Origin of the sequence: uncultured Phenylobacterium sp. (genome assembly GCF_902826855.1) — a bacterium.
In the GTDB taxonomy this organism is placed as follows: Bacteria; Pseudomonadota; Alphaproteobacteria; order Caulobacterales; family Caulobacteraceae; genus Phenylobacterium.
Genome location: NZ_CADEGK010000029.1, coordinates 1 through 13,071, shown reverse-complemented (window position 1 = coordinate 13,071; position 13,071 = coordinate 1). Strand labels below are relative to the sequence as shown.

Annotated in this window: 10 protein-coding genes and 1 tRNA gene; 2 read left to right on the top strand and 9 right to left on the bottom strand. The window is 66.5% G+C overall.

Annotation, left to right across the window (positions count from 1 at the left end; translation table 11 throughout):
* Positions 1 to 14: 14 nt before the first annotated feature.
* The 7 genes from QZV94_RS06365 to QZV94_RS06335 all read right to left on the bottom strand — a co-directional run bounded on the left by QZV94_RS06365 (position 15) and on the right by QZV94_RS06335 (position 8,923).
* Positions 15 to 1,286: a hypothetical protein gene (locus QZV94_RS06365; RefSeq protein WP_293676967.1), complete on the bottom strand. Its 1,272-nt coding sequence runs from the start codon at positions 1,284 to 1,286 to the stop codon at positions 15 to 17.
* Positions 1,287 to 1,431: 145 nt separating this feature from the next.
* On the bottom strand, positions 1,432 to 2,220 hold the full coding sequence (locus tag QZV94_RS06360; RefSeq protein WP_293676966.1) for a hypothetical protein: 789 nt from the start codon (positions 2,218 to 2,220) through the stop codon (positions 1,432 to 1,434).
* Positions 2,221 to 2,248: 28 nt separating this feature from the next.
* Entirely contained in the window at positions 2,249 to 2,944 is a 696-nt protein-coding gene (locus tag QZV94_RS06355) for a DUF4331 family protein (RefSeq protein WP_293676965.1), read from the bottom strand.
* 203 nt (positions 2,945 to 3,147) lie between these two features.
* Positions 3,148 to 5,814: a valine--tRNA ligase gene (locus QZV94_RS06350; protein ID WP_293676964.1), complete on the bottom strand. Its 2,667-nt coding sequence runs from the start codon at positions 5,812 to 5,814 to the stop codon at positions 3,148 to 3,150.
* A gap of 201 nt (positions 5,815 to 6,015) precedes the next feature.
* Positions 6,016 to 6,606: a DUF2497 domain-containing protein gene (locus tag QZV94_RS06345; protein WP_293676963.1), complete on the bottom strand. Its 591-nt coding sequence runs from the start codon at positions 6,604 to 6,606 to the stop codon at positions 6,016 to 6,018.
* Positions 6,607 to 6,683: 77 nt separating this feature from the next.
* A complete protein-coding gene (locus QZV94_RS06340) occupies positions 6,684 to 8,243 on the bottom strand; it encodes a TolC family outer membrane protein (RefSeq protein WP_293676962.1) in 1,560 nt (519 codons plus the stop codon).
* 116 nt (positions 8,244 to 8,359) lie between these two features.
* Positions 8,360 to 8,923 carry a protein-L-isoaspartate O-methyltransferase gene (locus tag QZV94_RS06335; protein ID WP_293676961.1) on the bottom strand — a complete coding sequence of 188 codons (564 nt, stop codon included), beginning with the start codon at positions 8,921 to 8,923 and terminating at the stop codon, positions 8,360 to 8,362.
* 174 nt (positions 8,924 to 9,097) lie between these two features.
* Here QZV94_RS06335 and QZV94_RS06330 point away from each other — a divergent pair.
* Positions 9,098 to 9,171 (top strand) — tRNA-Cys (locus QZV94_RS06330).
* Positions 9,172 to 9,235: 64 nt separating this feature from the next.
* Here the strand turns inward: QZV94_RS06330 and QZV94_RS06325 are convergent.
* Complete coding sequence (locus QZV94_RS06325) at positions 9,236 to 10,165, bottom strand: tyrosine-type recombinase/integrase (protein WP_293676960.1); 930 nt, start codon at positions 10,163 to 10,165, stop codon at positions 9,236 to 9,238.
* A 288-nt stretch (positions 10,166 to 10,453) separates the two neighbouring features.
* Entirely contained in the window at positions 10,454 to 10,819 is a 366-nt protein-coding gene (locus tag QZV94_RS06320) for a hypothetical protein (protein WP_293676959.1), read from the bottom strand.
* 802 nt (positions 10,820 to 11,621) lie between these two features.
* On the opposite strand from QZV94_RS06320, the gene hsdR reads away from it, so the two are divergent.
* On the top strand, positions 11,622 to 13,071 hold a 1,450-nt coding region (hsdR, locus tag QZV94_RS06315; RefSeq protein WP_293676958.1), incomplete at its 3' end, for an EcoAI/FtnUII family type I restriction enzme subunit R.

The following is a 13,071-nucleotide window of genomic DNA, read 5'->3' as shown; positions in this document are numbered from 1 at the left end:
GGTAGGCTCAGCCGTCAGAAGTCGAAAGCGTACTGGGTTGAGCTGTACCGGTTGCGCCGGGTCGCCTCCAGACCGGCCGTCTTGGCGCGCGCAGGATCGCCCGCGGCTTGGGCCGCCAGGGACAACGTCCACCAGGTTTCGGCGGTGTCCCAACCTTTGGCCAGTTCCTCCTCAAGCAGGCGCGCCGCCTCCGCGGGACGGCCGTTCAGCAGAAGGGCCTTCGCGAGTTGGATCGCAGCGTCGCCGTAAGGTCGGTTCCGATAGTTTGCCTGCGCCAGGGTCAGCGCCTTTGTCGGCCGCGGCGCGTCGTCCAGGTAGTGATCCAGCGCATGGCCAGCGTTCGCTTCGGGGAAGCGCCGGGCGCGCTCGACGTAGATGGTTTCGGCGCGGTCGAACAACTGCTTGGCTGCTTCGGAATTGCCGGCCTCGGCCTCGATTGCGCCCAGCGCGTCGAGGTATTCTGGTGCGGTGGTCTTCTTGACCACGCTCTCAAGGATGCGCTTGGCGGCCGCGGTGTCGCCCTTGAGGGCGACGATCTCGGCTATGTGCTCCTCGTTCAGCCAGTAGCCGGGGAGGCGTTCGTCGGCCAGGGCGAACATGGCGTGGGCCTCAGCGTAGCGCCCCCGGTCCATTTCGATCAGGCCGCGTTGCAGGGCGAGCCAACTTTCCTGCAGGGCCGATCCTCCGTGGTAGCGGTGCTCGGCGGCCTCCAGGAACGCCAGCGCTTCGCCCGGGGAGCCGGTCTTGGCGGCGAACAGCGCCAGTTGGATGTAGGCCTGAGGCGTGCCGACCTGGTTTACGATCGCGCGGTAGATGATCCCGGCGTCCTTGTAGCGCCCGGAATAGAACGCGATATCTGCGCGCTTCGACAGGTCTTCGACGGTCCCGGCAAGGCCCGGGCATCCGTCCAGAACCTCCTTCGCCTTGGCCAAGCGGTGCAGGGCATAGTGCAGCCTCGCCGTCGCCATGCAGACGCCTTCGGATCCGCTGAACTGCGCCTGGAGGCGGTTGAGCAGGCTTTCCGCTCGACCGTAGTCGTCATAGCTGCCGGTCAGCCTCGCCCGTTCCGTGTAAAGGTTGACCAGCTCCAGGGCCACCAGTGTGCTCTGCAGCGGACCCGCGACCATCGCCTCGCCCGATGCGATGGCCTCGTTGTTGTCGGCGGCGACCCTTTCGAATGTCGGCTTGGTAATCGTTCCTGCGGGCGCGGCCGCGACCTTAGCTGCCACGGGCGGCTGGCCTGCCAGCCCGATCCAACCGAGCAACGCCAGGAGGATCCCCGCCATCGCGCCTGCGGAAAGCCAGACGAACGGAGACCGGGCGTACGCCGGCGCCGTCAAGCCCGCCCCCGTGAGGGGCGGGCTCTTTCGATGACGGCAGGGTCTTCAACTCCGGCTCGGCGATGCCGCGCGGCTACCAGGAACGCTCCGATCACGGAAGAAGGGGGCGCAGGTACGGGAAGGTCGTCGGTTGAAGCGTACCCGTCTCATCGCCGGTCGAGCGGCAGGGGGCGGGACAAGGGGCGCCGGTCGGGCCGTTCCAAGGGTCGATGACGCCGGTGAGCGCGTCGATGGTGTGCGGCCCACCCGTGGCTGTCAGCTGGAGCAACGCCGCCGACAGCAGCCGGTCGACCACCGGGTCGTCGAAGGTCCGGCCGTTCGGGAAGCCCTCCGGGGCGGCGAAGTCGTAGGTGATGACATCGGGCAGGATGGCGGGGGCCGCCTGCGCGACGCACGTATCGACGTTGACGTCCGCCTTGGTGGCCGCGCCGCCCGCAGGCACCGTGGAGCAAGGCGTCAGCCCCAGCGCCTGCAGTTCGGCGTTAAGCTTGAAGTGGATATTCTGGAGCGAGTTGGGCTGCGGGCCGGCGACGAAGGTGCCGGCGAAGTCGGCGAAGTCGTTGACCGGGTCGCCCCGGTTCAGCTGGTCGCGCTGGTCGTTGAAGGGGTTGGTGGGGATCCCTGGATTGAGGATGCCGCCGCCCACGCCGGTGATGGTCGGGGTGGAGTTCCTGGACAACAGGGCGGTCCCGACCGCCGGCGCGCCGGTGCGATCCACCCGGGTGTACAGCGGCGAGTCGGCCGGCGTCGGATCGAACTGGAATTCGGCGACGCGGGGCGTGTCAGGCCCCGGCGCAGGCCTGTCGGATCCGCCGCCGCCGCCACAGGCGCTCAGCAGGACGAGCGAAGTGAGACCGGCGAGAGCACCGGAAGACTTCATGATCTTGTTCATTTTTCGCGGCCTCGGATTACGGACGACGGGCGGTCGTCGCCCAGGCTTGGATCTTCGGTCGGACGCCGTTCACCGCCGGCGCCACCGCGTTCACGTCCATTTCGAAGACGATCGCAGTGATGTTGCGGTTGGCGAACGAGTCGCGCCGGGGCCGTGAGCCGAGGCCGAAGGCGTTGACGAGGTATCCGCCCGCAGGCGGCGGGTTCGCAAAGGCGGCGATCATGCCGTTGTAGCCCTCGGCATCGAAGAAGAACGGGTCGTTCCGCCGGCCGGCGAAGGCGCGAAGGCCCGTGCTCGAGGTGAGAACGGTTTCCGTCGCTCCCATGATGTTGCCGCCCGCGCCGGGCACCCCTTCGATCTTGATGCCGCAGCGTCCGAGGCCGTCGCCCGCGAACCTTGCGGTCACCTTGAGGGTGGGCTGGTTGGTGAACGTGCCGGCCGCTGTGGCGCGACCGATGTTCAGGACATAGATCACCTTCGGATCACAATAGACGACGTCGGTGCGTGAGCGCGGCGCTGGCCGCCCGCCAAAGGTGATCGAGCCCACCAGACGGTTGGGGTTCTCCGGAGAGATGAACAGGAAGACGTCGGCAAGATCCGCCGCCGGATCGGCGTCGGCGCCGGGCGACTCAGCGTGGTCCGCTGCGATCGCGGCGCCTCCCGTGAGCGCGAGTGGAAACAGGACCGAGGCTAGTAGCAACTTGCGTATCATGGGACAGACGCCCTCCCGCGTTCGATATCAACATTTGTTATATTCAGAGTTCAGCTGATTAACCACCATACGGCGCAGTTCTGCCTCCGGATGTGGGTAAGCGAGACCTTTTCTGATTTGAGGCATCTAGAAGGCGATTTAACGCCATCGCAAGGGCAAACACGTAGCTTGCGTATCCCTGCAATCTGGGTCGGCTGGCAGCCCTAGGCCGCCGCACCCAGTCTCGCAAGCGCCCCCTCCAGCTTGGCCTTAGCGGCTTCGGCGTCTGCCAGCCGCTCGCGGTTCTCTTCCACCACCTCCTCCGGCGCGCGGGCGACGAAGTCGGGGTTGGCCAGCTTGCCGGCGGTCTTGGCGATGTCTCCGGCCAGGCTGGCGACCTCCTTGGTCAGGCGGGCGCGTTCGGCGGCGATGTCGATGAACTCGGCCACCGGCAGGGCCAGGGTCGCCCCCTCGACCACAAAGGGGATAGAGCCCTCCGGGGCGACCTCCACGAACCGCACCTCCGAGACCCGCAGCAGGCGAGCGACCAGAGGCGCGTTCTCGGTGAGCACCCTGCGCTGGGCGTCGCTGGTTTCGACCACCAGCAGCGCCGGTTGCGCGCTAGCCGGGACGTTGAGCTCCTGGCGAACCGAGCGACCCTCGGTGATGGCGGCGATCAGCAGTGCGATCTCGGCGTCGGCGGCCGGGTCGATCAGGTCGCTGGAGAGCTCGGGGAATCGCGCCGTCATCAGGAAGCCGGTCTCGGCGCGCGGGGCGCCCAGGTCGGCGGTCTGGGCCCACAGTTCCTCGGTGATGAACGGCATCACCGGGTGTAGCAGCTTAAGGATCACGTCCAGCGCCCAGGCCGTAGTGGCCTGGGTCTCCGCCTTGGCGGCTTCGTCGGCGCCGGTGAGTAGCGGCTTGGCGAACTCCACGTACCAATCGCAGAACTGGTTCCAGATGAAGCGGTAGAGGGTCTCGGAGGCATCGCCGAAACCGCAGCCGGCCAGGGCCGCAGTGACCGATTGGGCGGTTCGTGTGGTCTCGCCGACGATCCAGCGGTTCAGCGGCGCCTTCACCGTGGCCGGGTCGAAGCCGGCGGCCCGGGCGCAGCCGTTGATCTGGCAGGACCGGGGGGCGGTCCACAGCTTGGTGCCGAAGTTGCGGTAGCCTTCGATCCGCTGGCGGCTCAGCTTGATGTCGCGAGCCTGGCCGGACATGGCCGTCAGCGTGAAGCGCAGCGCGTCGGCGCCGTAGTCGTCCACCATTTCCAGGGGATCCATGACGTTGCCCTTGGACTTGGACATCTTTGCCCCGGTGGCGTCACGCACCAGGGCGTTGATGAACACGCGCTTGAACGGAACCTCGCCGGTGAAGTGGAGGCCCTGCATCATCATCCGGGCGACCCAGAAGAAGATGATGTCGAACCCGGTGATCAGGGTGTGGGTCGGGTAGAACCGCGCGAGGTCGTCCGTTTTCTCCGGCCAGCCCAGCGTGGAGAACGGCCACAGGCCCGATGAGAACCAGGTATCGAGGACGTCCTCGTCCTGCTTGAGGTCGGTGGGCCGGCCGTAATGTTCCTCGGCTTGGCGCTTCGCCTCGGCCTCGGTCTCCTCCACGAACGCCTTGCCGTCGGGGCCGTACCATGCCGGGATGCGGTGGCCCCACCACAGCTGGCGGCTGACGCACCACGGTTGGATGTTCCGCATCCACTCGAAGTAGGTCTTCTCCCAGTTCTTCGGGACGAAGACGGTCTTGCCCTGCTCCACGGCCTCGATGGCAGGCTTCGCCAGCACGTCGGCGGCGACGTACCACTGGTCGGTAAGATAGGGCTCCACGACGACGCCGGAGCGGTCGCCGTGCGGCACCGTGTGGCGGGTCTTCTCGACCTCGCGCAGCAGGCCAAGGGCCTCGAACTGCTCGATCACCTTCTTGCGCGCGGCGAAGCGGTCCAGGCCCCGGTACTCGGGCGGCGCGTTGTCGTTCAGGCGGGCGAAGTCGTCGAGGATGTTGATGACCGGCAGGTTGTGGCGCTTGCCGACCTGGAAGTCGTTGAAGTCGTGCGCGGGCGTGATCTTCACCGCGCCCGAGCCCTTCTCCGGGTCCGGGTACTCGTCGGCGATGATCGGGATCGGCCGGTTCACGATCGGGAGGCGCACGGCCTTTCCGATCACGGCCGTATAGCGCTGGTCCTTCGGGTGGACGGCGACGGCGGTGTCGGCCAGCATGGTCTCCGGCCGGGTGGTGGCCACGATGATCTCGCCCGAGCCGTCCTCCAGCGGATAGGCGAAGTGCCAGTAGTGGCCGTCGACCTCCCGCTGCTCGACCTCCAGGTCGGAGATTGCGGTCTGGAAGTGCGGATCCCAGTTCACCAGCCGCTTGTCGCGGTAGATGAGCTTCTGCTTGTAGAGTGTCACAAACACCTTGCGGACCGCGTTCGACAGGCCCTCATCCAGGGTGAAGCGCTCGCGGCTCCAGTCGCAGCTCGCGCCCAGCCGGCGCAACTGGTTGACGATGGTCCCACCGGACTTTGCCTTCCACTCCCAGACCTTGGCGACGAACTCCTCGCGGCCCATGTCGCGGCGGCTCCGATTGCCCGCCTCGGCCAATTGGCGCTCGACCACCATCTGGGTTGCGATGCCGGCATGGTCGGTGCCGGGGAGCCACAGCGCCGCCTTGCCGCGCATGCGCTCGAAGCGGATCAGCACATCCTGCAGCGTGTTGTTCAGCGCATGGCCGATGTGCAGCGAGCCGGTCACGTTCGGGGGCGGGATGACGATGGAGAACGGCTCGGCGTTCGGGTCGTCGACGGGCGCGAAGCCGCCTGAGCGCTCCCAGGCCTCGTAGAGGCGGGGTTCGGCGGTCTTGGGATCGAAGGTCTTGTCGAGCATGGTGGGCGGTCTTCTGAACGAGCGGCTGCAATACAGCAAATCCTCCCCGTCGGGGGAGGTGGCCGAAGGCGACGGAAAGGCCCGCTCAGAAGGGCGTCGCAGAGCCCGACCGGCGCCGGAGCGGCGTCAGCCGGAACCGCTGGGCGGAAGCTCCCCTCAATCAGCTTCGATCGCCCCTTTTAAGGGAGCGATCTGGGGGCCCTACCGTACTCGGCTGCGGGAGATACGCTCGACCTCGGCCTGGACAGTCTCCTGGACGATTCCGGGCAGGTTCTCATCGAGCCATTCCTGCAGCATCGGGCGCAGCATCTCGCGAACCAGGTCCTCGAGGGTGCGGCCGGCGGCCGGCATGGCGATGGTGGCGCTGAGCTTTTCGAAGCTGGCGGCAGCCACGGCGGCAGCCTGCTCGCTGACCAGGGCGGCCACGGGCGGCGGCCGGGGCGGCTCAGGCTCCGTAGGCGCTACGACATCGAGGTCGCCGTGGGTCTCAACCTTCTGCGTGAGTTCGAGATCGTCGTCGTCCTCATCCTCTTCCGGCGCGGCGACCGGCGCGACGACGGCGGCTACGGGTTCGGGCGGCGCGGCGGCCACGGGCTCCGGTTCGGGCGCAGGCTCCGGGTCGGACCTCGGCTCCGGCGCGGCCGCGGCCGGCGCCGGTTCGGGCTCAGGCTTAGCCGCCTCGGCGGCCGGAGCAGCCCCTTCGGCGGACGGCGTATCGTCCTCGGAGATGATCCGGCGGATAGAGGCGAGGATCTCCTCCATCGTCGGTTCTTGTGAGGACTGTTCTGACATGAGTGCCGCCCGTGAGATTCTGCGCTCAGACCCTAAGCGTGTGGGGACGATCCTGCAATTTCCCGGCTAACACCGCGTCAACGCAGGGTAGGCGCCGCGACGGAGGGCGGAGGTTCCAGACCCGGTGCGATGGGCTTTTCCACTGGCTTCGCTGACGGGGGCGTCGACGGCCAGGGCGTGGCGACCTGGTCGACGATCGCCACCGGCTCTTCCCAGGGCACCCAGCCCCAGGTCATCCGCAGCCTCCGGAAGTTCTTCCCCGCGTCGTATTGCGGCTGCGACGGGATCAGGTTCCTGGCTTCGAGCCGGCCCATGGTGGCCAGCACGTTGGCGGCGGCCACATACTCGTCACGGCGCGAAGTCACCTGGTTGAGCTCCGCCTGGCGCAGCTCCTGCTCGGCGTTCAGCACATCGATGGTCGTGCGCAGGCCGACCTGCTGTTCCTGGCGCGTGCCTTCGGCGGCGATCGCGGCGGCTCGAACCTGCTCCTCGCTGGAAGCGATGTTGGCCCGGGCCGCGATCAGCTGGCTCCAGAACTGCGTGACGCCCTGCAGGACATTGCGGCGGACACCCTCGATCGTGATCCGGTCGGCGTTGTTGCGCTCGATCGACTGGCGGACCCGCGAGGAGACGAGGCCGCCGGAGAACAGGGGCACGTTCACGCCCACGCCCAGGGTCGAACCGCGTGCGAAGAAGTCCCGTTCCCAGATCTCTTCGCGAACCTGGTTGCGGAAGTCGACGCTCGCCTGAATGCCGACGGTGGGCATCCGCTCGGCGCGGGCGCCGGCGACGCGAGCGCGGCTGGCCTGCTCGGTGAACTTCTGGGCGCGGAGCTGCGGGTTGAAATCCTCGGCGACCTTGTAGGCCTCGTCCGGGTCTGTTGGCAGCAGGTAGGCCAGGGAGGGCTCCGGCGCCAGCTCACCTGGGTTCTGTCCGACCAGGGCGGCGTAACCGGCCCGCGTGATCGCCAACTGGGCGACGGCCGAGGCCAGCAGGGCCTGGGCCTGGGAGAGGCGGGCCTGGGATTGGGCAACGTCGGTGCGGGTCACCTCGCCGACGTCGAAGCGCGCCTGGGACTCCTGCAGTTGCCGGGTCAGGACCTCGACGTTCCGCTGGCGGATCCGTAGGGCCTCCTGGTCTCGGCGGGTGTCGGAATAGGCCTGGATCACGGAGACCAGCACCTGGGCCTCAATCCGGCGCAGGTTTTCCCGGCCCGCCAGGACATCGGCATTGGCGGCGTTCACGGCGGCTGCCACCCGACCGCCCGTCCACAGCGGCTGATTGAAGGTGAGGCCACCGCGGGTCAGAGCGGAGTCCTGCCTTCCGCCGCCGTCGGGAATCCCATCGCCATTGCGGTCGAATGCGCCCGTGGCCAGGGCGACCTTAACCGGCGTCGCCTGTTCACTGTAGCTCCACGATCCGCTGAAACTGAGCGTCGGCCGCCAGCCGGTGCGGGCCTGGACATAGTTCTCGTCGAGCGCGCGTTGCGTCGCGCGTTGCGCCTGCAGGGTCGGGTTGTTCTGGTAGGCCAGCGCAATGGCGTCAGCCAAGGTCTCCGCGCCGGCGGGAATTGCGACGCCAAGCGCGCCCGCACACAAGGTCGCGGCCAACAGGCGGCCGCGGAGGTTCATCGACATTCGTTATCCCCGAGCTCGCGAGAGACACGTTCTATAGGCGTCGTCTGCCGTCTGGACCAAGCTGCGTCACCTTAAGCTTTTTTCACGCCCTGGTTTCGTAGGTGTTTCAGGAGTCCCTAGAAGGCGAAACCGAGTTCCGGCTCGAAGCCGGCCAGCAGCGGGGGAAATCCGTCGAACAGCTCGCGGCGGCCAACGCCGTCCGCCGCCTTCACGTAGAGACACGCCTTGCCCACCGGGCCGACGCGTTCGACCACGCCCAGACGGCCGTTGGTCGCCAGCAGCGCCGTCCAGGCGGTCGGCGCGCGGGTCACGGCGCCCTCGCAGACAACGATGTCGAACGAACCCGCCGGGAGGTCGTCCGCAGCGTCGATCTGTGTCACGCCCAGCCCCAGCGCCTCCAGCACCGCCCCCGCATAGGGCGCCGAGATCGCGAGCGCGGCCTCGCCGGGCAGCGGCCGCAGCGCCTGGATCAGCTTGGCCACATCGCGCGGCTTCAGCAGCCAGCGGCCGGGGGCGTACTCGACCTCAAGATCGGCATAGGCCTGGAACGCGCGGCCCTCCGGCATGAACCGTTCACGCGGCAGGGCGCGCATGGCGTCCTGGATGCGCAGGTCGGTCACGTCGGCGGTGCGCACCTGGCTCTCCACCATGTTCAGCCGTGCGGCGGCGAGGTCGGCCATCTAGAATCCTTCGGCGCGGAAGTCCGTGCGCGGGGTTATAGGCGCCGCTGCGCCGTCAGCAAATAGGGCTGACACCTAACCTGCAGGGCAGCGAAGCCATGGCCGCCTTGGCGCGGCGGGTCGGCAAGGCAATTGCGGCCGGATGGCGGGTCTGATAGCACCGCGCGCTCTGGTGGCCCGATGGCGGAGTGGTGACGCAGCGGACTGCAAATCCGTGCACCCGGGTTCGATTCCCGGTCGGGCCTCCAAAGTTTTTCAGACACTTACCGCGGCGACTATTCTGCAGTTTGCAGACCGGTTTGCAGAAGTCGTTCACTTTGCGCCCCGATCTGTCCGCTGGGCCATGTCGATCGCGCGGGCTGCAGCGACGCTCTTCCGGTCAATGTATTTGTCGAGTGAACCCAGATCGCGCAGAGAATGCCCCGTGCAATAGGCCACATCCTGGGGTGTCCAGCCGTCCGCAAGCCGGCGGGTGGCGAAGGTTCCGCGGAGATCGTGGAAGGTGACGCCCTTCACCCCGGCGGCCTTGCACGCGTCCTGCCATGCTGAACGGAAGCCATTCCCTTTCGGGTCCCATGGAAGCCCCTGCCCCGTTGTCAGCAGGGTCACAGCAGCGCCGCGCGGCGCGGCGTCAAGGCAGAGCCGCAATGCCGGAGAAATCGCCACCGCGACGTCGACGCTTGTCTTGCGCTGCCGCAGTTCGATGTGCTGGGCCTTCACCCCACTCCATGTGAGCCGCAGCAGGTCTCCCTGCCGCTGACCGGTTTCGGCGGCGAGGATGAGCGCCCGCCGCAGAGGTTCCGGCGCCACCTTCAGGAAGGCGTCGACGTGATCCTGGGTCCACACTTTCTCGCGCCGGTCGGCGTGATAGAGGCGCTCGAAGCCGAGAGCCTGGTTCTTCGCGACCTTCCTTTGTGACCCGCTTGCCCCCCACGACAAGACGGCGCTCAGGACCTGCATGGCGTAATCGGCCTGCCTAGGGGTGGACGCCATGCCATCCCGCCATGCGGCAATGTGCGGCCCGATTGCGTCCGAACTCATAGCGCGCAGTGAGAGCGGGCCGAACTGTTTGGCGATCATGTCCAGTCGCTTGCGGTAGTCAGCTTGAGTGCGCTCGCTGAGGCCCGGAAGGACCTTCTGGCGGTAGGCCCACAGGAGGTGATTGACGGTCCCGTCGACCGGCTCCCGACGCAGCACCTCAGCCAGGCGGGCGAAGAACTCAGGCGACCCGGCGAGCCCCAAACCCTGCGTGCCAGGCCCCCGGCCAAAGTAGCCGTACTTGACCCGGCGGCCATCGCTCAGGCTCTTTGAGGCGAACCAGACGCCCTTTGGATAGGGACTGCTAGGCTTTGCCACGGAAGTGCCTTTCGAGCTCGCTCAGGACCTCAGGAGGCGTCGCGTCGTCCCCTGCCCCGGTCTTAAGGTCGATGAGGTAATCGCCTGCCGCAGTCCGCACCGTAACGCGCTCTGCCCCCTCTTTGCGGGCGGCGCGCAGGACTCGCTGGACGTCGGCTTGAGTCGGGTTGCGGGTCATTGGACCTCTCTCACGGTCCAAAGAGGCTTGTCGGCACGTCGGACCAAATCGACGGCTAGCGCATGCAGGTCGACGACTACCGCCGCGCGCGCGCCGAGGTCGGCCAGCGCCTTGTCAACGGACTCTGTCCATTCCCAATTCTCGCCGTCGACCGTGACGACGAAGCGCCTCATTTCCAGCGCGCCAGCCTTGATCGGCAGTTCGCGGTACCTACCACTGGGATCCAACACCGCCCCAGGCTCGCGCTGGGCATGTGCGAGGATCACCACGGCCATGGACTTGGCCAGCACCCCGCCCTTCAGAGGCCCGATGTGCAGCCCGTTAAGCGCCCCCATCGCCAAGATAGTGGCGGTCTCTTTCAAGTCCCGACGGATCGGCCTGCGACCGCCGACCCCCTCGCTCAAAAACCCACGCCGAGTCCAATCATGGATGGTCGCCCGCGGGACCTTGCCGGCGGTAATTCGGTCGATGTCGTCTGAAACGAATGTGGAAGGAATTGGGTTAAGGTCCATAACTGATAGCTACCAGATAAGATCTATATCTGGCAACTCTCAGTTTAACTCCTCTTGCCGACCCGACCTCCGCCCGGCGAGCCCCATCGTCGCCGCGGGCGGCGCTTCTTCTGCCTCGACAGCGGATTGCAGGATCGGCTGACCTGTATGCCAGGTTCCCCAGCCCCGCTTTATTGCGCGGATTAGGGACGAGCCGTTTCAGGGCTCCCGCGGGAAGCCTGTGGCCTGCGGCTTCGCGGACTTCCAACGCGCGACCTATGATCAGCCAGCGTCGCGCCAAGAGGGACGCCGGTTCCATGCCCGAAAGTCGACGCTGATAGGTGCAATCTCGTTGCCCTCGCTCGTCGGCCCGGCAGGACTCACACTCACTAGGTAAAATGGACTCACCATTGCTGGAGTACCAACAATGGTACCAACGGTCCCTTTTTCACCCCAAAAACGAACCCGCGTTGCAGATCGCCTTTTCAGCGCCGCCCATGTAACGGCCCTTTGGACGGCGTTTCCAGTCTCTCGACGACCGCCCTCGGCCTGTCTAATCGATCGTAGCGAATGCGGCTGCCGGTTGACGCTAACGCCGCGCTCGCGCTGAAGTCGCGGCGGGGGAACGTCTTGACCAACAGCTGCAGTTCAGGACCGACGTTTGACGGCCGCCATGGATAAGCGGGCGCTGTCGGAACGCGACATCTGCACGAAGTACATCACACCGGCGCTGCGGGTTGCCGGTTGGGATGAGCAGACGCAATTCCTAGAGGAAGTCTTCTTCACCAAGGGCCGGATCATGGTCCGCGGGAAGCTTATCGCACGCGGCAAAGCCAAGCGCGCGGACTACATCCTCTACATCAAACCCAACGTGCCCATCGGCATCATCGAGGCCAAGGACAACCGCCACGCCGTCGGCGACGGCATGCAGCAGGCGCTGGAATACGCCGACATCCTCAACCTGCCGTTCGTGTTCTCGTCGAATGGGGACGGCTTCCTCTTCCACGACCGCACCGGCGCGAGCGTCCAGAAGGAGACCGATATCGGTCTGGACGCTTTCCCGTCGCCCGGTGAACTCTGGAAACGTTACTGCGCCTGGAAAGGTCTGACGCCGGACGCGGAAGAGGTAGTCCTCCAGGACTACTTCGACGACGGCAGCGGCAAGGCGCCCCGGTACTACCAAGTCAGCGCCGTCAACGCCGCCATCGAGGCCATCGCCAAGGGTCGCGACCGCGTCCTGCTGGTCATGGCGACGGGCACGGGCAAGACCTACACGGCATTCCAGATCATCTGGCGGCTCTGGAAGGCCGGACAGAAGAAGCGGATCCTGTTTCTCGCCGACCGGAACATCCTGGTCGACCAGACGATGGTCAACGACTTCCGCCCGTTCGGGCCGGCGATGGCGAAGCTGTCCAAAAAGGCGAAGACCATCGAGCGTGCGGATGGGACCGAGGTCGACCTCACACTCGCCATGGACAGTAAGCGCCGCGTCGACACCGCCTTCGAGATCTACCTGGGCCTCTATCAGGCGATCACGGGACCTGAGGAACGCCAGAAGATCTACAAGGACTTCTCGCCCGGCTTCTTCGACCTGATTGTCATCGACGAATGCCACCGCGGCAGCGCCGCCGACGATGCGGCCTGGCGCGAGATCCTCACGCACTTTTCCGGCGCAACGCAGATCGGCCTCACGGCGACCCCAAAGGAGACCGAATACGCCTCCAACAGCGCCTACTTTGGCGAGCCCATCTACACCTACTCCCTGCGCCAAGGGATCTCGGACGGCTTCCTGGCTCCCTACAAGGTCATCAAGGTTCACGTCGACCGCGACGTCGAAGGATATCGCCCTGAGAAGGGACAGCTCGAGCGCGACGGCAACGAGATCGAGGATCGCATCTACAACGCCCGCGACTTCGACCGCACGCTGGTGTTGGACGACCGAACCAAGCTGGTGGCAGCCAAGGTCACTGAGTTCCTCAAAGAGAGCGGCGACCGTTTCCAGAAGACCATCGTCTTCTGCATCGACGAAGAACACGCCAGCCGAATGCGTCAGGCGCTGGTCAACGAGAACAAGGATCTCTGCGACACCAACCACCGCTACGTCATGCGGATCACCGGAAGCG